This window comes from Telluria sp. AZSoR62, assembly GCF_058111565.1.
The window spans coordinates 39171-61544 of sequence record NZ_JBYTST010000015.1 but is presented as its reverse complement, the minus strand read 5'-3'; the positions used below and the strand labels follow the sequence as shown (position 1 = coordinate 61544).

The following is a 22374-nucleotide window of genomic DNA, read 5'->3' as shown; positions in this document are numbered from 1 at the left end:
TGGCCGGTTTTTCGTTGGGGCTGCGCGTTTGGCAAACCATGGAATTCCGGCCCGGCTGGTAGACTTCAGCCGGACATCTCTGTGCTTATTTAATATCGGAAAGGAAATCCATGAACTACCTCGTCCAGGCCTTGCTCGGCGTGTCGCTTGCCGTCGTCCCACCCGCATTTGCCGCTCCTGCCGCCCCGGCCGCTCCTGCAGCGCCGGCGACCAAGGTCGCACCCGGCAGTCCGGTGCACGTGAAAGCTGTCCAGGACCTGCTCGGCGCCATGCAGGCTGAAAAAGTCGTACGCGGGGTCGCCGCCCGCAGCCGCTACCAGAGCGATGCACAGCGCAAGGCCGTGTTCGCCAAGCTCGACAAGACGCCGCCGGCCACCGTGTACCAGCGCATGGCTGCGCCGCTGGCGTCCGCCATCTCCTACGACACCGCGACCGAGATGACGCGTTTCTATAACACGCCCTACGGCAAGACGGTGATCCACCAGAAATACAACAGCGCCTCGCAGATCATGATGCCAGGAATAAAGCCGGTGGTGCCGCCAGAGGAAAAGAAGGAACGCAAGCGTGCGGCCTACGTCCAGGCGAGCAAGCAGCTGGCGGAGGCGGAGCCGGCGATCGAGCGCGAAGCGTTCAAGCTGGTTCAGCTGATCAACCAGGGCAAGTGATCGGGCTATTCAACGGCTTGATCGCTGGACTGATATATATTGGCCTGCTGTACGGGATAGCCTCATGCTTGGGACCTGCTCCAGGTTTCATGCAAGTCCAGTAATGCCGTATTTGTCCCGAACGAGTCCGATTTAATCGACTGCAAAGGTGTTGAAACGTCCGCATCCGGTCCGGCTTCGTTACCCTCGAACTCCGGCTTCAGGGGGGCTCGTCATTGCGGGGGCCTCACCGGATGCACAATACATGCAGTCGAGTATTTGCCTTTGACACTCTTTAGCGCCATCAAAACTACATGAATCTGCAACGGCGAAAACTAGCGAATTATCACTCTAGCAAATAAACTACAGTAACGTAAATTGCTGCTTGGAAATATAAATTGAGGTTGGTATGATGTGATTTTCCTCACAACTTGATTGCCATGAAAGAAATTCTTGCTAAAACCTTCGGCGGACTGACCAAACAGTATCTCGCTCGTCAACTGTTCTTTGGCGTAGCAATGGCAGCGTTATTCATTACGGTACTGCAGAATCGGCCGGGCGGTGTCGGCTTCGGCGCCATGCTGATGTTTCTGGTAAATGCTGCACTGTACCCATATTCCCGCTTTGTCTACGAAAGCATCGTTGATTTCATTGTTGGTGAAAACTTCTTCCTGCTTCCGGCGATTCCAATGCTGATTGCAAAATGCTTCACAATGGTGATGTGTTTTGCTCTTGCTCTATTTATCGCACCACTCGGCCTTGCCTATCTGTACCTTCGTCACAGCCGCGCGTAAGACTCACGTTGCAGTGCATAGATGGCTAGTAATTGATGCCTTGATGACTGGATGTCTGGCTGTCTGTGCCTGGCCTTCTCCTGTCTGATACACCGCAGGTGTCGTCCGAGCGGACGGCATCGAACACGCTCAGTTTGCCTGTGGGGCGGTGAAGGCCGTATCGCGATTGTTGATTCAATGCATATGGATTCTTGACGTCGAAGCGACTTTGATAATCAATGAGCATGCGCCTTGGCCTACGCGCGCGATTCGTCATGCAGCGCACCCGCCTCAGACCTTGCCCGTAATCTCGTCCCGGCGCAGCGCCGCCACCTGCGTTTCCGGCGCCAGCTTGGCGTTGGCAAGCTGGATGGTGGCCAGGCGCCCCAGCGTGGCGATGGCCTTGTCGAACTCCGGCGTCCATGGGTGCCCGTAGTTCAGCCTGATGCAGTGCTTGAACGCGGCGCGCGCCGAGAACATCGGTCCCGGCGCAATGCTGATGCCGACGGCACAGGCGTCGCGCTGCAGCAGCAGGGCATCGATCCCGGGCGGCAGTTCGACCCACATGAAATACCCGCCCTCCGGGCGCGTGGCCCGGGTGCCGAACGGAAAATGGCGCAAGACCGCCGTTGCCAGCGAAATCTGCTGCTGCGACAGGGCATGGCGCAACTGCCGCAGGTGGCGGTCGTAGCCGCCCTTGGCCAGGTAGTCCGAAATCCCTTCCTGGACCGGCGCGGCGACCGCGAGCGTGCGCATCAGTTTCAGGCGCGACACCCCCTGCCTGAACTTGCCGGGAATCGCCCAGCCCAAACGGTAGCCCGGCGCCAGCGACTTGGAAAACGAGGAGCAGTGCAGCACCAGCCCGGACTGGTCGAAGGCCTTGGCCGGCAGGGGCCGCTTTTTCCCGAAGTACAGCTCGGCGTAGACGTCGTCCTCGATCAGCGGCACGCCGTGCGCGGCGAGCAGGCTGACCAGGGCGCGCTTTTTCTCATCGGGCATCAAGCTGCCCAGCGGATTCTGAAAATTCGTCATCAGCCAGCAGGCCGCCGGCCGGTGCATTTCCAGCACCTGCGCCAGCAGTCCGAGGTCGATGCCGTCGCGCGGGCTCGACGGCACCTCGATCGCCTTCAGGCCCAGGTTTTCCAGCGCCTGCAGCGCGCCATAGAAGGTGGGCGACTCGACGATCACGGAGTCGCAGGGCTTGGTGACGGTCTGCAGGCAGAGATTGAGCGCCTCGAGCGCGCCATTGGTGATGACGATGTCGTCGGGCTGGACATGCACGCCGTCGGCCAGGTAGCGCAGGGCGATCTGGCGCCGCAGGGTCGCATTGCCCGGCGTGATGTCGTCCACCGTGCTCCAGGGATCCATGGCGTTGGCGCCATAGGCCAGCGAGCGGGCCAGGCGGGGCAGGGGAAACAGCAGCGGGCTGGGAAATGCCGAGCCCAGCGGCACGACCTCGCGCGTCGTGACCGAGGCCAGCACCGAAAACACGAGCTCGCTCACCTCGACCGGCAAGGAGCTCGCATCGTAGTTGCCTGCCGTGCCCGGCTCGGGCGGCAGGCTGGTGCCGCCCGCCGTCACGTAGTAGCCGGAACGCTCGCGCGCCCGGATCAGGCCGCGGGCTTCGAGCAGGTAGTAGGCCTCGAACACGGTCGATGCCGACACGCCGCGGCTGGCGCTGACCTGGCGCACCGAGGGCAGCCGGTCGCCCAGCTTCATGAGCCCGGTCCTGATCGAGGATGCCAGTTCCTCCGCCAGCTGCTCGTAGCGTTTCATGCGATTCCCTGTCTCCCAGATACAGGAATTACAGCACTTGTTTCTATGCATGGCAAGTTAAGTGAACTGAGCAATCAGGCTGCCGAAACAAACGGGTGCGCGAGCGGCGCTTCAGCCATGGCGGGACAGGCTCGACGCGAACTCCTGTAGCGGCACTGGACGTCCGTGCAGGTAGCCTTGCTGCCTGGTGCATCCGTGGGTGGACAGGAAGCTGCGCTGGTCTTCCGTCTCGACGCCTTCGGCCACCACCTTCAGGCCCAGGGTCTCGCCCAATACGATGATGGCGCGCACGATCGCCGCGTTCTTGGGGTCGGTCAGGTCCTGGATGAAGGTCTGGTCGATCTTCATCTCGGCAAAGGGCAGGTTCTTGAGATAGGTGAGGGAGGAGTAGCACACGCCGAAGTCGTCCAGCGCGCAACCGATGCCCATGCGTTTGAGCGCCTCCATCTTGGCGATGGTGTCGCCGACGTCGTCGATCAGCAAGCTCTCGGTCAGCTCGATGGTCAGGCGGGCCGGGTCGGCGCCGGTGCGCCGCAGCAGATCGGCCACGCCGGCCAGGAAATCGGCCCGGCGGAACTGCCGTGCACTGACGTTCACCGACAGGCTCAGGCCCGCCGTGGCCGGGTGGGCCTGCCAGGCGGCGAGCTGGACGCAGGCGCATTCCAGAACCCAGCTGCCCAGGGCGACGATCATGTCGCCTTGCTCGGCCTGCTCGATGAAGGCCCCGGGCATCAGCAGTCCCTTCAGCGGATGCTTCCAGCGCACCAGCAATTCCGCGCCCACGACCTGGCCGCCCTCGTGCTGCGGCTGGAAGTGCAGCACGAATTCGCCGTGCTGCATGCCCCTGGCCATGTCCGCTTCCAGCGCCAGCTGCGCGCAGTAGGGCGACTGCATGGTGGGTGCGAACATCCTGACCGTGTTGCGCCCTTGCGCCTTGGCGCTGCACATGGCCAGGTTGGCCTGCTCCATCAGCGCTTCACCCGCCGCCGTACCCGGGCAGGCCAGCGCCACCCCGATGCTGGCGGTGCTGCGCAGCGCCTGCCCATCGAGGCAATACGGCGCGTTCAGCGCGGCCAGCATCCGGGCGCCGGCAGCCAGCGCCTCGGCCGACGGGGTCGCGCCGCCAGCGCCCACGCCGTCGATGTATACCCCGTATTCGTCGCCCTTGAGCCGCGCCACCGTGGCGCCCGCGCCGGCCACGGATAGCAGGCGTTCGCCGGCCTGGTGCAGCAGCCGGTCGCCGGACGCGTGGCCCAGGCGGTCGTTGAGCGCCTTGAAGTCGTCCAGGTCGATGTGGAATAGCGCGCCGGGCCTTCCCGCGTCCAGTGCGCCCTGCGCCACCCGCTCGAGCAGCATGCGGCGATTGGGAAAACCGGTCGCTTCGTCGTAGTAGGCCAGGCGGGCGATTTCCCGTTCCGCCGCCTTGCGCGCCGAGAGATCGGTTTCGCGGCCGACGTAGTTGGCGATGTTGCCGTGCTCGTCAACGACCGCGGACAGTTCCAGCAGCACCGGATACACCTCGCCATTCTTGCGCCGCAGGGTCAGCTCGCCGGACCAGGCGCCGCTGCGCGCCAGTTCCATCCACGGGCAGGCCGGCCCGGCGGCGTCGATGCGTCCGGCCAGCGGGTCCAGGCCGGCCAGCTCGCTTTCCTGGTAGCCGGTGGCGGCGACGAAGGCCCGGTTGACGCGCACGAGCTGCCGCCCGGTGTCGGCGATGAACATGCTTTCCAGGCCCTGGAAGGCGATCGCGGCAATGCTGAGCTCCCTGTGCATGCGCTGTTCCTCGGTGACGTCGCGGCTGGAGCAGTAGACATAGGCGCGGCCCTCGACCACAGTGCTGGTGGCGTAGATCCGCACGGCGATCCGGCGCCCGTCGAACCGGCGGTAGCGCGCATCGATGGTCGCGGCCGTGCCGGGCGCGGCGACCAGGCCGGCGAAGCATTGGCGCAGCGCGGTGGTATCCCACTCCAGGTTCCATTCGGAGGCATGCATGCCCAGCATGTGGCGCGCGGCGCCGCCGAGCATCTGGGCGAATGCATCGTTGGCTTCCACCAGGAATCCGGCCTCATCCAGGATATGGATGCCCTCGGTGGTCATTTCCATCAGCAGCTGGCTGTGCCTGGCCCATAGCTCGGCCCGTGCGGCGCTGCGGCGCTGGGCCGTGACGTCGACCAGGAAGCCGTTCCAGACCACATTGCCCTGGTCGGTCAGGCCGGGCAGGGCGTTGCCCGAGATGACATGTTCGGTGCCGTCCGCGAAACGCAGGCGGTATTCGTGCTGCCACGGACGCATGCTGCGCGCCGACGCCAGCAGCGAAGCGACGAAGCCATCCAGGTCGTCGGGGTGGACCGCATCGAATACGGGCTGGGCATCGTGGCGCAGCAAATGCCGCTCGACCCGGTACAGGGCGCAGAATGCATCGCTGGCGGCCGCGGCGCAGTAGGTGCCGTCGCGCAGCAGGCGAAACACGAACACGATGCCTGCCAGTTCCTTGCCCGGCAGGGGCAGGCTGGCGCCGGCCGCGCCGGGATCGCGGCGAAACGGGATGACGCGGTGGAAGGACAGGTTCATGACACGCTCCTGGAACAAGGCCCCGGCGGGGCTGTCGATCGGCGTGGCGCTGCACGTCTTGCTCGAGGAAAGTGCGCAGCGGCCAGTCGATGAGGCAGTATGGCCTGCGCATGGAAAACAAACAGAGGCAGTCCGGACCCGTTTTAGCGCATCAGATGGCGCCGTCCCGCGTGTCGGTGGCGGCGGCGCATGGGCGTTTCCCCGCGGCTCGTGCAGGACAGCAGCTTGCTACGCCGCTTTTCGGGGCAACTGCACCGCTTGCACTCCCGCCTCCCGTTCAGGCGCGTTCCTGTCCCGGCGCCCGGGTTTTCCGGTAGGCGCCGGGGCCGACGCCGAAATGGCGCTTGAAGACCCGGTTGAAGGCGGCCTCGGATTGATAGCCGACCTGCTCGCCGATCGCCCCGGCCGGCAGGCGCCCGTTCTGCAGCAGCGCCGCGGCCTTGGCCATGCGTGTTTCGCTCAGGAGCTGCGCCGGCGTGGTGCCGGCCACCTGCTGGAACAGCCGGGCGAAGGTGGCGCGCGACATGTTGCAGGCGGCCGCCAGTTCGCTCACTTCCCAGGGACGCTCGGGCGCCTCGAGCATGGCGTGCAGGGCGCCGCGCAGGCGCGGATCGGCCAGCAGCGCGAACAGGCCGTCGAGCGCCGCGCCCTGTTCGACCCAGGCCCGCATGAGCAGGGCGAACAGCGCCGAGGCCAGCTGCGAGACCACGGCCCGCCCGCCCGGGCGTACCTGTTCGGTTTCCGCGCGCAGCATGGCGATCAGCTGCTGCAGCACGGCCAGTCCCTCGCCCTGCGCGGATTTCACATGCACCAGTTCCGGCAACGAGGCCAGCAGCACCCTGGCGCTGTCCGGGTCGAACTCGAACTGGCCGCACAGGATGCGGGTTTGCGGTCCGGGGCTGTCGTTGTAGTGAAACGGCAGCGGGCCGCGGTCGTGCGATTCGCGCGGGGCATAGTGGATCTCGTGCGGCCCCGGGGTGTGCAGGCGATGCGGGGTCCCCCTTGGAAACAGGATGATGTCGCCGGCGCCGAGCGCGATCTCCTTGCGGTTGCCGACCTCGAGCAGGCACTCGCCGCTGGCGATCAGGTGGTAGGGCGCGATGCCCGGGCCGCTGCCGTGGTGGTCGAGCACCCAGGGCGCGCCGAACTGGCAGCGCACGTCGAGCGCGGTACGGACGGGATACAAGGCAAGCAGCTGGCTGAGGGCGCCCATGGCGGCAATCCGGTGAGAGCAATGAGCAAATTATAGAGCGTTGCGAGCATTCAACAAGCGACCCCGGAAGCCTAGACTGGTTTGCGTCGACACAGATTCATGCCGGCGCCACTCACACCAACCACGAAGGAATGATCATGACCCGTCTTCACACCATCGCTCCCGCCGACGCCGTCGGTCCTGCCGCCACCCTGTTCGGCGCCATCAAGCAGGCCATCGGCATGGTGCCCAACGCCTACGCCACCGCCGGCTCGAACAGCCCGGTCGCCCTGAAAGCCTCGCTCGGCCTGGACGCCGCGCTGCGCGAGACCAGCCTGTCGACCAAGCAGGTGGAGATCATCAAGCTCGCCGTGAGCGAAACGGTGGGTTGCGACTACTGCGTGGCGGCGCACACCCTGATGGGCAAGAAAGCGGGCCTGAGCCGCGACAGCATGCTGGCGATCCGACGCGGCGCCGGCAGCGACGATGCCGCCACCGATGCGCTGGCCAATTTCGCCCGCCTGCTGGTCACCACCACCGGCACTGTGCCGCTGGAAGAAGTCGACGCGATCAAGGCCGCCGGCTACAGCGACGCGCAGATCGTGGACACCATGCTCGCCATTGCCAGCATCACCTTCACCAACCTGCTCAACCGGGTCAACGACACGACCCTCGATTTCCCGGCCGCCGATTGAGCGCGCGAGGTGGCGTGCGGCCCGGCCGCACGCCCCGGTCCACCATACAGGAGCACAGCATGCAAGAAGTCACGATGTACAGCACCCATACCTGCCCTTACTGCGTCCAGGCCAAGCGCCTGCTTGCCGAAAAAGGCGTGGTCGCGAAAGAAATCCATGTCGACGACGAGCCGGGCAAGCTCAGGGAAATGATCCACATCACCGGGCGCCGCACGGTGCCGCAGATCTTCATCGGCGCCACCCACGTCGGCGGCTACGACGACCTCAGCGCCCTGGCGCGCGCGGGCAAGCTCGATCCGCTGCTGGCGGCGTGAGCCGACCGGTTCAGGACGGTAGCGCGACCCGTTCCTGGCGGCGGCGCCCGGCGCCGAGCTCGAAGCGGCCGACCATGCGCTCGAGCGTTTCCGCCTGTTCCCGCAGGGCCGCCGAGGCGGCGACGTTTTCCTCGACCAGCGCCGCATTGTGCTGGGTCACCTGATCCATCTGCAAGATGGCTTCGTTGACCTGTTCGATGCCCGCCGCCTGCTCCTGGCTGGCGTTGCTGATCTCGGCGACGATGCCGCTGACTTCCCCGATGCGGTCGAAGATGGCCTGCACGCTGGCGCCGGCTTCGCGTGCGAGTCCGGCGCCGGACTGGGCCAGCTCGACCGAGCTGGCGATCTGGCTGCCGACATCCTTGGCGGCGTTGGCGCAGCGCTGGGCCAGCGTGCGCACCTCGGCGGCGACCACCGCGAAGCCGCGGCCCTGCTCGCCGGCGCGCGCCGCTTCCACCGCCGCGTTCAGGGCCAGGATGTTGGTCTGGAAGGCGATGCCTTCGATCAGCCCGGTGATGTCCTCGATCCGGCGCGACGCGCCCAGCACTTCCTGCATGACCGCGGCCACCTTGCCGACCTGCGCGCTGCCATGGTCGGACATTTCCCTGGCCAGGTGCGCCAGCTCGGCCGCCTTGCGCGCGCTGGCAGCGTTCTGCTGCACGGTGGCGGTCAGTTCCTCCATCGACGAAGCGGTTTCCTCCAGCGCGCCGGCCTGGGTTTCGGTGCGCTCCGACAGCGATGCGGTGCCTTGCGCGATTTCACGGGTGGCAGCGCCGATCGCCTGGCTGCCGGCCAGCACGCCGGCGACGGTGTCGACCAGGCTGGCCTGCATCCGGTCCAGGCCGGCCATCATGCGGCCCATCTCGTCCTGCCGGCAGGCGGCGATCTTCCCGGTGAGCTTGCCGTCGCCGATGGCGCGCATGTGGGCCAGCGCCGTGTCAAGTGGACCAAGGATTGCGCCAGACAGTTGCCGTGCCGAGACAACGACCGTCACCAGGCCAAGCAGCAGGCCGCCGCCGGTCCACCACAGGAAGTCGCGGTAATCACCAGAGCTCTGCCGGTACAGGACCGCCGCACGGCTGGTCTGGAACTGTGCCAGCGCATCGATCTTTTCGCTCAGCGTACTGTACATCGGCGCCATGCGGTGCAATACCAGCGAGCGCGCTTCGTCGTTGCGGCCGGCCCGCAGGGCGCTCACCAGGGGTTGGTGCGCTTGCTGGACATAGATGGCGCGCTGGGCCTGGACAGCCTCGGTGAGCTTGAGCTCTTCGGCATCGGCCGGCAGCTCGGTGTACCTGCGCCAGGCGGCGTCGGACTTGTCGACGAAGCCGATCGCACGCTCCAGCGTGCGCCGGTTTTCGCCCGATTCCGGATCGAGCACCACGCGGTCGATAGCGGTCCGCGCGCGCAGCAGGTAGGCGACCGACTCGCCCAGCGCCGAGGCCGAGACCAGCCGGTTGGTATACATTTCCTCGAGATTGGCGTTGGCGTGCGACAGGCCGACGATGGCCAGGGCCGCGCTCAGCACCAGCAGCGCGGCCATGATCGACATCGACAGGATCAGGCGGGCACGGATCGACAGGGTTTTCATGGGATTCCAGTATGAGAATAATGAGAATAGGTGGGAAAGGCGCGGGCGAACGATCGCCTGCCCGGGCACGCAGGGCCGCGACATGCGTCCGGCCGGCGCCCCGGCTCAGGACAGGTTGATGCGTAGCGGCGGGGTGGCCGATGGGCGGGCGATGTAGAAGCCCTGGGCGTAGGCGATGCCGAGGCGGCGCAGGGTGTCGAGCTCCTGGAAGGTTTCGACGCCCTCGGCGATCACCCGCGCCTGCGAGCACGACGCCAGCTGCTGCACCGCCTCCAGGAAGCAGCGCTTGAGCACATCGCCGTCGCTGCCCTGCACGAACGCGTTGTCGAGCTTGACGCAGGCCGGCTGCAGCTCCAGCCACAGGCGCAGCGAGGCATAGCCGGCCCCGAGGTCGTCGATGGCCATCTCGTAGCCCATGGCCGACAGGCGGCGGGTCACCTCGTGCAGGCGCGCGTAGTCGTGCACCGCCTGTTCCTCGGTGATTTCGATCACGACGCGGGTCGGGTCGACGTCCAGCGACACCAGAACCTGTTCCAGCTCCGGGCCGGCGGCGTCGGGCGCGAGCAGCAGGCTGGCGCTGACGTTGACGAACAGCTTGCCGGGCAGGTCGAGCCGTCCGAACGCCGTCCAGATCGTGCGCAGGCAGGCGTATTCGAGTTCGCGCTGCCGGTGCTCCTTGCGGGCGGCGGCGAACAGGGCGGCGGGAGATTCCAGATCCGAACCGGCGGGGCCGCGGATCAGGGCTTCGTAGCCGACGATACTCAGGTCGAAGGTGGCGACGATCGGCTGGAAGACGGCGCGCAGCCGGTGGTCGAGAAGGAGGGTGCCGAGGGACGTGGTCATGTTCTTATTCCAGTGGGAGTGGCGGCAAGGCCGGGAAGGAGGCGTCTCCCTCCGGCATGGCTGAGTAGTAGGCATAGCTGCTGCCGCCGCGCTGCTTGGCGCGGTACATGGCCATGTCGGCGTGACGGATCAGGGTCTGCGCGTCGCGTCCGTCGTCCGGAAAGATGCTCACGCCGATGCTGCACGATGCACCTGCCGGGGGCCGGGCCAGCAGCGTGCGCTGGAGCGTGGCGTCGATGTCGGCGCGCCGCGCGACGTCGTTCAGGACGACCACGAATTCGTCGCCTCCCAGGCGCGCCACCAGGTCGCCGCTGCGCACCACCTGCTGCAGGTGCTGCGCGAAGCCGACCAGGGCGCGATCGCCTTCTTCGTGGCCGTGGGTGTCGTTGATGGACTTGAGCTTGTCCATGTCGAGGAACACCACGCCGATACGGCGCCCGGCCGTGGCGGCCGCCTCCAGCGCCTGGCCGAGGTAGTCGTGCAGGCCGGCGCGGTTGGGTAGGCCGGTCAGCACGTCGTGCAGGGCCAGGTGGCGCATGCGCTCGTCGGCGCGCTTGCGCTCGTCGATGTCCTCGATCATGCAGATGAAGTGGGACGGCGCGCCCTGCTCGTCGTAGGCGATCGAACTGGTGACGCTGACCCAGGCGTGGCTGCCGTCCTTGCGCCGCAGGCGCTTCTCGCGCGTCGAATACACCAGTTCGCCCGCGAGCATGCGCTGGTAGACCAGCACGTCGTAGGCGTGGTCCTGCGGGTGGGTGAACTCCCTGGCCGGGATGGCCAGCAGCTCGTGTTCCGGGTAGCCGACGATCGACGCGAGCTTGTGGTTGACCTTGATCCAGCGCCCATCGACCGAGACGTGCGCCAGGCCGGTCGCGGCCTGGCTGAAGGTGATGGCGCAGCGTGAGCTGGCCGCGCGCAGCTGGGCCTGCGCCTGCACGCGCTGGCTGACGTCGCGCATCACGACCGACAGCAAATCGCGCCTGGCCAGGCGCATGCGCTCGACGCGTACTTCCACGTTGAGCGCACCGCCGTCCGCACGCCGGCAATCGTATTCGCTCGGATTGATCTGCGCCGCCAGCTGCGCTGGCGTCGGCGTGCTGCCATCTTCCGCGCGCAAGCGGGCGCACAGCTGGTCGAACTGCAGCGACGGCAGTTCGCCGCTGTCCAGGCCCAGCATGATCAGCGCCGCCGCATTGGCCTGGCGCACCCGGAAGTTCGCCATGTCGACCAGCAGCACCGCCTCCGAGATGCCGTCGAGTACGCGGCAGGCCGCCAGCAAGTCGTCTTCCCGCTGCACCTGGCGGGTAGCGTCGCTGAGCAGCACCAGGACGGGCAGGGGAGCGGGCCCGGCGGGCACCACCTTCATCAGGACATGGCGCAGCTTGCCGTCCAGTCCCTGGCGCACCAGCATGGTGCGGTGCGGACCCGGCGCCGCGGTGCCGAAGGCGATGGCGTCGACGAAGGCGCGGTCGCCGCAGCTGCGCCCGAGCAGCAGGCCCGGCTGCAGCGACGCGGCCAGGCCCATCATGCGCTCGACGCCCTCGCCCACGGCGAGCAGGACGCCATCGCGGTCGAGGGTGAGGCTGGCCTCCAGCGGGCCGCAGCCGGCATGGCCGGCTGCGGGAACATCCGCGGTCCGGCCGGAGGGATCGGGCAGGGGCGGCGACAGGGGAAGGGACAGGTCGGACATGGCGGGAGCGACTGGCGGGTTGGAGTGCCTGCATTATTCGCTGCTTGTCGGCAATAAAACAGGGCCAGTTGGCGGACAAATCTGCATACCAGATGGGATGGCGTGTTCCTTTCCATGCAGGCAGCGCATAGGTGATATGCGCGCCGCCGCCCTTATCGGCGCGGCGCCGGAACGGCATACTCGAGGCTGTTTGCCCATGGCCGAAGGCGCCAGCAGGGCCTCACCGTTTTTTTATTGATCGGGAATGATGCACATGACGATGACGATGACGATGTCGGAACTATCCTTACCGGTGCTGGTACGCGGCTTGACCGTGCTGGGCGCGCTGCTGGACAAGGGCGAGGCGCACGCCGCCGCGGCCGGCATGGCGCCGGAAGCCTTGCTGGCCGCGCGCCTGGCGCCGGACATGCTGCCGCTGTCGGCGCAGGTGCAGTCGGCCTGCGACACCGCCAAGCTGGCCATCCAGCGCCTGGGCGGCGTGAACGGCCCGGTGTTCGCCAACGACGAGACCGGCTTCGCGCAACTGCGGCAGCGCCTGGCGGCGACGATCGCCTTCATCGAGAGCGTGGACGCCGCCGCGATCGACGCCAGCTTCGGACGCGAAATCAGGCTCAACTGGACCGCCAGCGGCCCGGTGTTCACCGCGCAAGGCTACCTGCTCGGCTTCACCTTGCCGAATTTCTTCTTCCACGTGACGACGGCCTACGACATCCTGCGCCACCAGGGCGCAAGCATCGGCAAGAGCGACTACCTGGGCGCCTACCCCCAGCAGGAATAAGGCCTGGGCCACCCAGGCCCATGGACGGGCAGGGCCTACACGCTCCATTGCGCGGCGTCGCGCATGATCATTTCCATCAGCGCGCGCGCCGCGGCGCTCTGGTAGGCATCCTTGCGCCGCAACAGGCGCACCGTGCGCGGCGCCGGCGCGGGCGCCAGCGCGACGTTGCACAGGCCCGGCGTACGGGCCGCGATGGCCTCCGGCAGGATGGTCACCAGACGGCTGTGCCGGACGATGCCGACCAGCGCGCCGATTGTGTTGGCCTCGACCGCCACGGCCGGCGCCAGGTGCTGCTCCTGCAGGTAGCGGTCGACGTGCACCCGTGTGACGAAATCGGCGCTGAGCAAACCCAGTTCGATCTCCGCCAGCGCGGCGGCCTCGACCTGCCCCCGTCCGGCCCACGGGTGGTGGTCGGCGACGACGGCGCTGAGTTGTTCCGAGAATACCGGCAGGCAGTTGGTCCTGCTCAACCGGATGATGCACGGCGAGGCCATGCCGCCGGCCATGCGCGCCAGCTTCGGCGTCCAGCTGGCCCCGCCGTCGGTGGGCCTGCTTGCCCTGTTTGCCGCCTGGGAGGCAGTGCCGGACCACCTGGCCCTGATCCTGTTCGGCTACGCGCTGGCGCAGCTGCTGCTCGCGCTCCGGCTACTGCGCTGGCTGCTCGCCGGCGGCCTCGGCCCGGCGTTCTGGAGCTTTGCCTTCGGTATCACCGCCTTGTCGACCGGCGCCTGGAAGCTGGCCGCGGGTGGACTCGACATCGCGCAAACCCTCGCGCCCTGGCTGTTCCTGCTGGCCAATGGCGTGGTCGGCATCATGGGTGCATACTCGCTGTGGCTGATCGGCGCGGGCAGGTTGCTGCCCCGGCACGCACCCGTTGCGTGCGCCGCCGTCCTTCCCGGATAGGGCCGGCGCCGCAAGGAAAATGGCTGGATTGTTTGTCGCCATGTCGATGTTCGATGCCCCCGTTCGTCGTGACGATGAAGCAGCCCATCCACACCATCCTCGACCTGGAGTTACCGTGAACAAGCAAATCATCATCAACCTGCCCGTGCAGGACCTGGACAAGTCGGTCGCCTTTTTTTCCGCGCTGGGCTACCGGATCGACCGGCATGCATGCGGCGACCACGCGGCCATGATGATCGTCGCGCAGGACAGCATCCACGTGCTGCTCACGACCGAGCCTTTTTTCCAGTCGCTCATCGACAAGCCGTTCATGCCGGCCAGGCAGGCCAACGAACTGGTGTTGTGCCTGAGCTGCGAGAGCCGCGAGGAACTCGACAGCCTGATCGCCAGGGCATCCGCCGCCGGCGCGCGCATTCCCCATCCGCCCGAGGACCATGGCTTCATGGTCGACCAGGGTTTCGAGGACCTCGACGGGCACCTGTGGAACCTGGTGTACATGGCGCCGACAGCCTGAACCGCTTACCTCTGGAGACCGACGATATGACCAAGTTCCTGATCTCTTTTCCTGCAAGCGCCATGGATGTCTCGCCTGAAGACCTGCCTGCCGTGAGCGATGCTTCGCGCGCGGTGATCCGGGAGGCGAAAGCGGCCGGCGTCTACGTGTTTGGCGGCGGCATCAATGCCGATGTCGCGCCGGTAGTCGTCGCCGCGGACGGCAGCTGCACAAGCGGCGCTGACCGGCAGCTCAGGGAGCTCGATGGGGGCTTTTGCGTGCTGGAGCTTGCGTCCAGGGAAGATGCGATTCAATGGGCGGCGAAGCTCGCGGCGGCCTGCCGCTGTGCACAGGAGCTGCGCGCGTTCCACTACGACGCCGAGAGCTGACTGGCGGGCCTTGCGGGCTCGGGAAGGACGGCCGGCCCTGGGCGTCGTAACAAGCCCAGGGCCGGCGTCGCCATGTCCGGCGGGAGCATGGCGCATGGCCAGCCCCGTGTTACTTAATAGCGGTCGCGGTATCGCCTGCCGTCGTGGTGCCGCCGGTCGTGCCTGTGGCCGTCGCGCCGATAGTCCCCGTGACGGTTGCGGCTGTAATAATTCAGACCCAGGTTCAGTTCCACGGGCGAACCGTAATAGCCGGAGTAGCCGCTGTTCCCGTAGTACGGGTCGTAGCCGGCATAGCCTGGGGGAGGGCCATAGACGGCGCACCCACCAAGGCCGGCAGCGAGCAGCAGACCCGCCGCACAGCGTCGTAGCACGCGTACGCTTCGATCATTCATCTTCCACCTCCACAGTTGGCATTGGACCAAGTCTAGGCTTCTGCCCGGCGGTTTCAACCGACGTTACGTTTGCTAACGCCTGATACACCCTGCGATGTGGCGGTTCCAGGCATGTCGTCCACGCGGGATGCACGCCCGCTGGGGAAAAAACCGGCCATAGCCGGTTTCTGAACGCCGGTTCAGTGATGGCCCGGCTGCTCCTGCCCGAGCGCCCGTACCGGCGCCTCGACCTGCATGCTGAAGCGCCGGTCCCGGCTTTCGAAGGTCAGGACCAGGGTGATGCGCTCGCCCTGCCTGGCCGGCTGGGCCAGGTCCAGCAGCATGAGGTGGTAGCCGCCCGGCGCCAGCTGGACGGCCTTGCCGGGCTTCAGCTCGATGCCGCCGATCTCGCGCATGCGCATCACGTCGCCCACCATGCGCATTTCGTGGATCTCCGTACGGCCCGCGGCCGGCGAACTGGCCGATACCAGGCGCACCGGCGCACTGCTACTCAAACGCATGAAGGCCCCGGTGGCGCGCTGCTGCGCCACCGTGCCCCGCACCCAGGCATCGTCGATCCGCACCGGCTCGGCGGCGATCGCGGTGCAAGCGCAGGCTGCGCTGGCAAATACAGTAAGAAATTGTCGGTAGTTCATGCCCAGCTCCCTTTTCGTTCGGCGTCGTAACGCATCAGTTTGTGCAGGTCTTCCGCGCATTCGCGCGCGGATTGGTCGTGCCGGAATGCCAGCCGCACGTGTCCTTCAGGGTCGATGACATAGCTCAGCGCCGTGTGGTCGATGCTGTACGAGCTCCCGGTCGGCACCTTGCGGTAGAACACCCGGTATCCCTCGGCCACCTTCGCGATCTCCTCGCTGCGGCCGGACATGCCGACAAAGCCCGGGTCGAAGGCCTTGGCATAAGCGGCGACGATGGCAGGCGTGTCGCGCTCCGGATCCACGGAAATGAAAGCGACCTGGAGCGCATCCTTGCGTTCGCCGAGCAGGCGGCGTATCTCCACTGCCCGTGACAAGGCAGTCGGGCAGACGTCGGGGCACTGGGTGTAACCGAAGAACATCAGCAGGTAGCGCCCGCGGAAGTCCTGCAGCAAGTGGCGTTTGCCGGCGCTGTCGGTGAGGGTGAAGTCGGCCGGATAGGACGAATTGGTGAGGTTGATGCTACGAAAGACGGGGGAGGATTTGACGCAGCCGGCGAGTGCAAGCGAGCTCGAGGCCAGCGTCATGGCAAGGAAATGCCGTCGTTGGATGTGCATGACTGGTTCCTGTCTGGATGGACGTGGCGCCTCCTGCCGGGACGCGAACCGTGCACCGGCGGGAAAGCATCAAGGTGCCGCGGCCGCAAGGGCCGGGCGGTGTCGCATCAAGCGGAAAGGGGCGGGCCGCGCGCCTGGCAGGCGTGCCAATGGGACGCGCTGCGCGGCAGCGCGCTGGGAAGAGGGGCAAGCAGAAACGCAATGCGTGCCGGAACGGGCGCCGCCGCAGGCGGTACGGGAAGGGCGGCCGGTTGCCAGATCGGGCAGGCGGGGCAATGCGTATTCGCGTCGTGGCCGCCGGCATCCGCGCCCAGGTCGCCCGTTGTCGCCGGGACGTAGCGGGTGCCGGCAACGCTGCACAGCTCGATCCACTGCGGCTGGGCGGCGCGCGCGCGCCCTGTCATGCCCAGCTGCGCGAGCAGCAGCAGGCACAGCACGAAGCTGGCAAGGCGCGAGGCCGGGGATCTCAGGCGGAACATGGGCCGATTGTACTGCCGCCATTGCGAAAAAAAGTGGACATATTGTCCAAGCGACAGCATGTGCCGCCGTCGACGCTCAAGCCTGCCTGAACGCCTTGCGGTAGCGGCCCGGCGCAATCCCGACCAGGCGGGTGAAGCAGGTCCGGAACGTGACGGTGGAATTGAAGCCGCACTCGTCGGCAATCAGGTCGAGCGGCTTGCGGCTGGTTTCCAGCAATGCCTTGGCCTGGTCGATGCTCAAGGACAGCACGAACCGCTGGGGCGAGCTGCCGAACTGTTCCTGGAAACGCCGTGTCAGTGTGCGCACGCTCATGCCGGCATGCCGCGCCAGCGCCTCGACCCCGATGCTGCCCGTGCGCTGGGACAGGGCCCATTCCACCAGCGGCGCCAGGCTCCCCTGCTGCGGCCTGGGCGAGGCTTTGAGAAACTGGGCCTGGCCGCCCTCGCGCACCAGGGGCACCAGCGCCAGCCGCGCGGCTTCGGCGGCGGCGGCGCTGCCGAGGTCCTTCTCGATCAGATGCAGGCACAGGTCGAGCCCCGCCGTGGCGCCACCGGAGGTATAGAGCCTGCCGTCTTCGACGTAGAGCACGTTGGGCAGCACGGTCACGGCCGGATAGCGTGCAGCGAGCTCGGCCGCACCAGCCCAGTGGGTAGTCGCCCGCCGCCCGTCGAGCAGGCCGGCGGCGGCCAGCACGAAGCTGCCGCTGCAAATCGACACGATCCTGGCGCCGGCCCTCGCGGCCTGGACAAGGATGCGGCAAACATTGGCGGGAACGGCCCCGGGATCGACCAGGCCGGGAACCACGAGGGTGTCCGCGCCGGCGGCGTCGGCCAGTGTCCAGCGGCTGGCGATGCTGAAGAAACCCGCGTCGACCTCCGGGCCATCGGCGCAGACCCGGATGGCATAGGGCGCTTCGCCTTGCGCGTTGCGCACGCGTGCAAACGTTTCGAGGGGCATGGCCAGGTCGAACGGAATAACGCCCGGGAAGGCAAGTACAGCGATCGTGTGGGTCTGCGGCATGGGTCTGGGTCGGTGTGGAAGCGCCCCGGCAGGCCTCGGGGGCCGGTGGCCGAAATCGAGCGAAAGTTGGCTGACGGCCAGATAGTATCGCGCGGCCATATCACTGACAATGCCGGACCAGCGTCGTGCGCTGCAACCCTGGAGGAAACGCATGTCCGACCATCCCGACTTGTTGGCCGATACCGTCGCGCGGCCAGCCCGCCTGTTCCAGCGCGCAGCGCTGATCGAAGGCATGACCCTGCTGCTGCTCGTCTGCGTGGCCGTGCCGGTCAAATACCTGGCGGGCGAGCCGGCGCTGGTCAAGGCGATGGGGCCGGTCCATGGGGTCGCCTTCCTCGCCTACGTCTGGACCCTGATGCAGCTGCAGGGCGCCGCCGGCTGGCCGGGCAAGCGTTTCGTCTTGCTGCTGCTGGCTGCCTTCATCCCGTTCGGAAGCATGCTGGCGCTGTCGCGGCTGCGCCAGGCGGGCAGCCAGCCGCGCGGGCGGCAGGCATGATGTATCTGCTGCTGAAATCGCTGCATGTGGTCGCGGTGGTCGGCTTTGCCAGCGGCTTGCTGTTGCAGGCCCACGTCCTGCGGCTGTATCGCGGTTTGCCGGTACCGCAGATGCCGGACGAGCGGCAGCTCCTGCTGCGCGTCCAGTACTGGGACAACCTGGTCACGGTGCCCGCGCTGACCCTGACCTGGATCTTCGGCCTGGCGGCAGCCCTGCACGCGGGATGGTTTGCCAGCGGCTGGCTCAAGGCCAAGCTGGTCTGCGTCGTCGTGCTCTCGATGCTGCACGGCCTGCAAGCGGGCGAACTGCGCCGGCTTACGCTTGCGGCGCAAGCGTCGGGCAAGGCGACGGTGGCAGGGCGCGCGCTAGTGCCGGTCTACCTGCTGATCGGCGTGGTGACCGGCCTGGCGGTGTTCAAGCCCTGGTAGCTGGCGGCGCTATTCCCCGGTCCACGCCGGCGCGCCAGTCATTGAGTGCGAGCTCCGCAAACGGCCTGACTAGCCGCCGACCACGACCTTGAGCGGCGCCGGCGCCGGGTGCTCGCCGGCCGCGCCGCGCGGATCGGCATGCCCGTCGAACTGGTAGCCGTCGGCCTCGTGCACCTCCCATGCCCCGTCGCCCAGCAGGCGCAGCACATGGGTATGGTGGCGCAGCACGGCAGGGCGGTGCGCAATGCTGATCAGGGTCGTGCCGCTCTCGCGCAGGCGCGCATACAGCGAGGCTTCGTTGCTGCTGTCGAGCGCGCTGGTCGCTTCGTCCAGGATCACGATGCGCGGCGCGTGCACCAGCACGCGGCCGAACGCCAGGCGCTGCTGCTCGCCGACCGACAGCAGCTTTTCCCAGTCGTGCTCGGCGCCCAGGCCGCCCACGCGCTCGGCCAGGTGGGGCAGGTGGACCTGCTCCAGGATGCTCAGCAGCTCGTCGTCGCCCAGGCTCGATTGCGCGCTCGGGTAGATCAGCTGGCTGCGCAGGCTGCCGTGCTGCAGATAGGGCTGCTGGGGCAGGAAGAAGAAGTCTTCGGCGGGCGGATGGTGGATCGCGCCGCTGCCGGTATGCCACAGCCCCGCGATGGCGCGCAGCAGGGAACTCTTGCCGCAGCCGCTGTCGCCGGTGATCAGGAGGGCCTCGCCCGGCTTCAGGGCCAGGCTCAGCTCCTTGATCAGGACGCGTTCGGAGCGCGGCGGATGCAGGGTGAGGGCGTCCAGCGCCAGGTGCTCGCCGGGACGGCGCTGGATGCGCGGATGCTTTGCTTCGGCATCGGGCGCGGATTCCGTATCGGGCAGCACCAGCCTGGAGAGCCCCTGCAGGCGGTCGATGCCGGCCACGAAGCGGCTCAGGCTCTCGAAGTTATCGACAATCACGCCCACCGCGGCGAGCACGGCGGTAAAGGCGCCGGCGGCCTGGATCGCGCGGCCGACTTCGAGTTCGCCCGACAGCACGCCCTGGGCCAGGATCACGAAGGGCAGCACCAGGGTCAATTGGCTGAAGGTGCGTTGGAACAAATTGAGGTTGCGCTGCTTCTTGATCAACAGGGCAAAATTCTGGATCACCTTGTCGAACTTGCTGTTGATATGCGCACGTTCCTGGGGTTCGCCGCGATAAAAGGCGATCGACTCGGCATTTTCGCGCACGCGCATCAGGCTGAAGCGGAAGTCCGCCTCGAGCCGCAGCTGCCAGAAATTCAGGCGGATCAGCGGGTTGCCGAACACCCACAGGGCAATCGCGGTGCCCATCAGCGCATAGACCGCCAGCACGGCCACCAGGACATGCGAGATCGACCACAGCACGGCGCTGAAGGCCACCAGCTGCATGATCGAGCCCAGGAAGATCAGCAGGAAGTGGATCGACCTGCCGGTAAAGGTGTTGATGTCTTCGCTGATGCGCTGGTCGGGGTTGTCGATCTCGCTGCTCGAGCCCAGCTCGTAGTACTTGCGGCCCTTCAGGTAGCTGTCGAGGAAACGGCTGGTGAGCCAGCGCCGCCAGTGGTTGGCGAACAGGTCGCGCATGTAATAGTAGAAGGCGTAGATCGGTATCGCGAAAGCCAGGATGAACAGGCAGGCGCGCACCGACTTCCAGAAGCGCCCGCCGTCCTTGCCGGCCAGCGCCGAGGTCATTTCGCCGGTCTCGTTGTTGAGCATGACGGCGAACTTGGTCTCGACCAGCATCAGGGCGATCAGGAGGAAAAGCAGGAACCAGGCCTTCTTTTTTTCTTCTTCCAGCCAGTACGGCTTGGCCACGTTGACGAACTGCTTCCAGGCGGCGAGCGACAGGGGCGCCCGGCGTCGGTTCTTGGTGGAGGCCGGGATCTCGTTCGTCGCGGCGTCGGTGCTGGCAGAGGATGGCATGGTTCAGTTTCAGTAAGCGGTAATCGGCCAGTGGTCGAACTCTGGGATCGAGCGAAATATCCCAAGCACAGCCTGAGCATATGCCCCGCCAAGTATTCGTTCAGTGCGGAAACAGACATAGCAGGCCCAAGACGTCGGGGCAAGGCCTGCCGCATGGGCTGGCAGGGAAGAACGGATCGCACGCCCGGGCCACCGGCCACGTCTATGCGGGATAGCTAAATCTTGCTTGCCGGCAGCAAAGCTGGCAGCATTCCCTATCCGATAGCCGCCAGGGCCGTCTCCACACTTCTTCGATTCGTAAAATGAAAACTATCCTGTTTCGTAGTTGGGCATTGATTGTCGCGGTCACCGTCAGCGGTTGCATGACGGTTCACGAAAGCAGGCCGCCCGCGCTGGTACCGGGAGTGAGCGCAGCGCTCTCGCCCGAGATGCCGAAGGCGGACTTCCTTCCCGAACAGTCTGCCATTGCGCCCGGCACGCGCTATGTCATGGTCCAATCCGGTGGCGGCAGCCTGCTGCTCGGGCCGATACTCGGAAGCCTGAATATCGCCGCCAATACGAGGGAGATGGCAGAGAAGTACAAGGACTCCATCCTGGGGATCGATCCGAGTACGTTCGCCCAGGCTGCGTTGGCCCAGGCCGGCGTAAAGAGCGCGGGCGATGCGGCGTTCATCGTCAAGCCATTCGTATTCGTCCAGCACTGCTACGACGACAAATTCCGCCTGTCCCTCGTGCTGCATGTCGAAGGCGCCAAGGCGGGCGACCCCTGGGTTGGCCGGTATGTCTACCATCTTCCCACGGCCTATCCGGTAGCGCGCTTCGCCAGTCTCGGCGCCGACGAGATCGCCAACTACCGCAGCGAACTGGCACATGGATCGGCGAAGGCCGCCGGCTTGCTGCAGCGTGACGTGACCGGCGCCTTGCCTGCAACGGGAAAGAAGGTCACGTTCGGCAGCCTCCACCTTATTGGAAACAAGGTAGGCGGGGCAGGTTTCTACACGATGCCGGAAGAGCTGCATTTCAAAAATGCCGAACTGATCGACGAAACCGATGGCGAGGTCATGGTCCGCCTCAGGGGAAACATGCACATGACCGGCCTGGGCGGCGGAATGGCTTTCGGCGTGCACAGGATCGATAAAAAGCTCGTGCATACGCTCAAGCCCATGCCGGCGAACTGATCTACCTGGCGCACTGCCTGGCTTGCCGGCATGGACAAGCCAGGCGGCGTTTCGGCGCAGGCCGACGACTTCCCCTCATGGAGACTCACATGAAAGTACTCTGGATTGCCTGCCTGCTGGGCGCCGCCGTTCCCGCATTGTCCGGTACGGCGCTTGCCGCCTGCGGCAACGAAGCCGAGGCGAAAGCGAGTGTCCTGAAACTCGATAGCGACATGGCGGAATTGCAGCGCACCCGCAAGCTGACCGAGGCGGTGACGCAAAAGAAAATCGACGATGCCGCCGACGAACTGGTCAAGCAGGGGAAATGGACCAGGCAGCAAAAGGGCAAGGTATTCGCCGCGATGATGACCTCGCCCGAATTCATCGACGTCGAAAAGAAGAAGATGATGGATTTCCAGGCCTTCATGCGCTCGGCCGAGGGTATGGAAAACGAAAAGAAGAGCGGACGCTATATCCGGGCATGCGGCCATGCCGACCAGATGCGCTCCTCGATGCAGGCCATCCTCGCCTACAACAACATCCAGTACGCGCTGATGATGGCAGCCGTCACGCCAAAGTAAGC

The 22374-nt window shown here is 66.4% G+C and carries 25 protein-coding genes; 12 read left to right on the top strand and 13 right to left on the bottom strand.

Features of this window, described 5'->3' with window-relative positions:
* Window positions 1-110: 110 nt before the first annotated feature.
* Together AC3XQU_RS20170 and AC3XQU_RS20165 are read left to right on the top strand one after the other, a co-directional pair.
* Window positions 111-665, top strand: coding sequence for a hypothetical protein (locus AC3XQU_RS20170; RefSeq protein WP_489875948.1), 555 nt, complete (start codon window positions 111-113; stop codon window positions 663-665).
* Window positions 666-1084: 419 nt separating this feature from the next.
* Window positions 1085-1438: a hypothetical protein gene (locus tag AC3XQU_RS20165; RefSeq protein ID WP_489875947.1), complete on the top strand. Its 354-nt coding sequence runs from the start codon at window positions 1085-1087 to the stop codon at window positions 1436-1438.
* Window positions 1439-1708: 270 nt separating this feature from the next.
* Here the strand turns inward: AC3XQU_RS20165 and AC3XQU_RS20160 are convergent, their stop codons facing one another.
* The 3 genes from AC3XQU_RS20160 to AC3XQU_RS20150 form a co-directional block, all read right to left on the bottom strand.
* Window positions 1709-3193: an aminotransferase-like domain-containing protein gene (locus AC3XQU_RS20160; RefSeq protein WP_489875946.1), complete on the bottom strand. Its 1485-nt coding sequence runs from the start codon at window positions 3191-3193 to the stop codon at window positions 1709-1711.
* 111 nt (window positions 3194-3304) lie between these two features.
* Window positions 3305-5764 carry a bifunctional diguanylate cyclase/phosphodiesterase gene (locus AC3XQU_RS20155; protein ID WP_489875945.1) on the bottom strand — a complete coding sequence of 820 codons (2460 nt, stop codon included), beginning with the start codon at window positions 5762-5764 and terminating at the stop codon, window positions 3305-3307.
* 277 nt (window positions 5765-6041) lie between these two features.
* Window positions 6042-6977, bottom strand: coding sequence for an AraC family transcriptional regulator (locus AC3XQU_RS20150; protein WP_489875944.1), 936 nt, complete (start codon window positions 6975-6977; stop codon window positions 6042-6044).
* Window positions 6978-7114: 137 nt separating this feature from the next.
* On the opposite strand from AC3XQU_RS20150, the gene AC3XQU_RS20145 reads away from it, so the two are divergent.
* Complete coding sequence (locus tag AC3XQU_RS20145; RefSeq protein ID WP_489875943.1) at window positions 7115-7651, top strand: carboxymuconolactone decarboxylase family protein; 537 nt, start codon at window positions 7115-7117, stop codon at window positions 7649-7651.
* A gap of 59 nt (window positions 7652-7710) precedes the next feature.
* Window positions 7711-7965, top strand: coding sequence for a glutaredoxin 3 (gene grxC / locus AC3XQU_RS20140; RefSeq protein WP_489875942.1), 255 nt, complete (start codon window positions 7711-7713; stop codon window positions 7963-7965).
* Window positions 7966-7975: 10 nt separating this feature from the next.
* On the opposite strand, the gene AC3XQU_RS20135 is transcribed toward grxC, so the two are convergent.
* The 3 genes from AC3XQU_RS20135 to AC3XQU_RS20125 all read right to left on the bottom strand — a co-directional run bounded on the left by AC3XQU_RS20135 (window position 7976) and on the right by AC3XQU_RS20125 (window position 12089).
* A complete protein-coding gene (locus AC3XQU_RS20135; RefSeq protein ID WP_489875941.1) occupies window positions 7976-9556 on the bottom strand; it encodes a methyl-accepting chemotaxis protein in 1581 nt (526 codons plus the stop codon).
* A 105-nt stretch (window positions 9557-9661) separates the two neighbouring features.
* Window positions 9662-10399: an EAL domain-containing protein gene (locus AC3XQU_RS20130; RefSeq protein ID WP_489875940.1), complete on the bottom strand. Its 738-nt coding sequence runs from the start codon at window positions 10397-10399 to the stop codon at window positions 9662-9664.
* A 4-nt stretch (window positions 10400-10403) separates the two neighbouring features.
* Window positions 10404-12089: a diguanylate cyclase domain-containing protein gene (locus tag AC3XQU_RS20125; RefSeq protein WP_489875939.1), complete on the bottom strand. Its 1686-nt coding sequence runs from the start codon at window positions 12087-12089 to the stop codon at window positions 10404-10406.
* Window positions 12090-12342: 253 nt separating this feature from the next.
* On the opposite strand from AC3XQU_RS20125, the gene AC3XQU_RS20120 reads away from it, so the two are divergent.
* Window positions 12343-12867 carry a DUF1993 domain-containing protein gene (locus AC3XQU_RS20120; RefSeq protein WP_489875938.1) on the top strand — a complete coding sequence of 175 codons (525 nt, stop codon included), beginning with the start codon at window positions 12343-12345 and terminating at the stop codon, window positions 12865-12867.
* Between the two features lie 35 nt (window positions 12868-12902).
* Here the strand turns inward: AC3XQU_RS20120 and AC3XQU_RS20115 are convergent, their stop codons facing one another.
* Entirely contained in the window at window positions 12903-13337 is a 435-nt protein-coding gene (locus tag AC3XQU_RS20115; RefSeq protein WP_489875937.1) for a LysR substrate-binding domain-containing protein, read from the bottom strand.
* On the opposite strand from AC3XQU_RS20115, the gene AC3XQU_RS20110 reads away from it, so the two are divergent.
* The 3 genes from AC3XQU_RS20110 to AC3XQU_RS20100 all read left to right on the top strand — a co-directional run bounded on the left by AC3XQU_RS20110 (window position 13324) and on the right by AC3XQU_RS20100 (window position 14652).
* Entirely contained in the window at window positions 13324-13770 is a 447-nt protein-coding gene (locus tag AC3XQU_RS20110) for an SLAC1 family transporter (RefSeq protein WP_489875936.1), read from the top strand. The genes AC3XQU_RS20115 and AC3XQU_RS20110 overlap by 14 nt on opposite strands.
* A gap of 115 nt (window positions 13771-13885) precedes the next feature.
* Window positions 13886-14284 carry a VOC family protein gene (locus tag AC3XQU_RS20105; protein ID WP_489875935.1) on the top strand — a complete coding sequence of 133 codons (399 nt, stop codon included), beginning with the start codon at window positions 13886-13888 and terminating at the stop codon, window positions 14282-14284.
* A gap of 26 nt (window positions 14285-14310) precedes the next feature.
* Complete coding sequence (locus AC3XQU_RS20100) at window positions 14311-14652, top strand: YciI family protein (RefSeq protein ID WP_489875934.1); 342 nt, start codon at window positions 14311-14313, stop codon at window positions 14650-14652.
* Between the two features lie 113 nt (window positions 14653-14765).
* Here AC3XQU_RS20100 and AC3XQU_RS20095 read toward each other — a convergent pair whose 3' ends face one another.
* The 5 genes from AC3XQU_RS20095 to AC3XQU_RS20075 all read right to left on the bottom strand — a co-directional run bounded on the left by AC3XQU_RS20095 (window position 14766) and on the right by AC3XQU_RS20075 (window position 17793).
* Window positions 14766-15044, bottom strand: a complete 279-nt coding sequence (locus AC3XQU_RS20095; RefSeq protein WP_489875933.1) for a hypothetical protein — start codon at window positions 15042-15044, stop codon at window positions 14766-14768.
* 179 nt (window positions 15045-15223) lie between these two features.
* Window positions 15224-15679: a copper chaperone PCu(A)C gene (locus AC3XQU_RS20090; RefSeq protein ID WP_489875932.1), complete on the bottom strand. Its 456-nt coding sequence runs from the start codon at window positions 15677-15679 to the stop codon at window positions 15224-15226.
* On the bottom strand, window positions 15676-16293 hold the full coding sequence (locus AC3XQU_RS20085) for an SCO family protein (protein ID WP_489875931.1): 618 nt from the start codon (window positions 16291-16293) through the stop codon (window positions 15676-15678). Before AC3XQU_RS20085 ends, AC3XQU_RS20090 begins: the two co-directional genes overlap by 4 nt.
* A 107-nt stretch (window positions 16294-16400) precedes the next feature.
* Window positions 16401-16772, bottom strand: coding sequence for a DUF2946 family protein (locus AC3XQU_RS20080; RefSeq protein WP_489875930.1), 372 nt, complete (start codon window positions 16770-16772; stop codon window positions 16401-16403).
* A 76-nt stretch (window positions 16773-16848) separates the two neighbouring features.
* Window positions 16849-17793, bottom strand: coding sequence for a GlxA family transcriptional regulator (locus AC3XQU_RS20075; RefSeq protein WP_489875929.1), 945 nt, complete (start codon window positions 17791-17793; stop codon window positions 16849-16851).
* Window positions 17794-17944: 151 nt separating this feature from the next.
* Between AC3XQU_RS20075 and AC3XQU_RS20070 the strand changes: the two genes are divergently transcribed.
* Together AC3XQU_RS20070 and AC3XQU_RS20065 are read left to right on the top strand one after the other, a co-directional pair.
* A complete protein-coding gene (locus AC3XQU_RS20070) occupies window positions 17945-18289 on the top strand; it encodes a DUF3817 domain-containing protein (RefSeq protein WP_489875928.1) in 345 nt (114 codons plus the stop codon).
* Window positions 18286-18717, top strand: coding sequence for a CopD family protein (locus AC3XQU_RS20065; RefSeq protein WP_489875927.1), 432 nt, complete (start codon window positions 18286-18288; stop codon window positions 18715-18717). Before AC3XQU_RS20070 ends, AC3XQU_RS20065 begins: the two co-directional genes overlap by 4 nt.
* 69 nt (window positions 18718-18786) lie before the next feature.
* Here the strand turns inward: AC3XQU_RS20065 and AC3XQU_RS20060 are convergent, their stop codons facing one another.
* On the bottom strand, window positions 18787-20634 hold the full coding sequence (locus tag AC3XQU_RS20060; protein WP_489875926.1) for an ABC transporter ATP-binding protein/permease: 1848 nt from the start codon (window positions 20632-20634) through the stop codon (window positions 18787-18789).
* A 302-nt stretch (window positions 20635-20936) separates the two neighbouring features.
* On the opposite strand from AC3XQU_RS20060, the gene AC3XQU_RS20055 reads away from it, so the two are divergent.
* Together AC3XQU_RS20055 and AC3XQU_RS20050 are read left to right on the top strand one after the other, a co-directional pair.
* Window positions 20937-21812: a hypothetical protein gene (locus AC3XQU_RS20055; RefSeq protein ID WP_489875925.1), complete on the top strand. Its 876-nt coding sequence runs from the start codon at window positions 20937-20939 to the stop codon at window positions 21810-21812.
* Window positions 21813-21901: 89 nt separating this feature from the next.
* Complete coding sequence (locus AC3XQU_RS20050) at window positions 21902-22372, top strand: hypothetical protein (protein WP_489875924.1); 471 nt, start codon at window positions 21902-21904, stop codon at window positions 22370-22372.
* The last annotated feature ends 2 nt before the right edge of the window (window positions 22373-22374 follow it).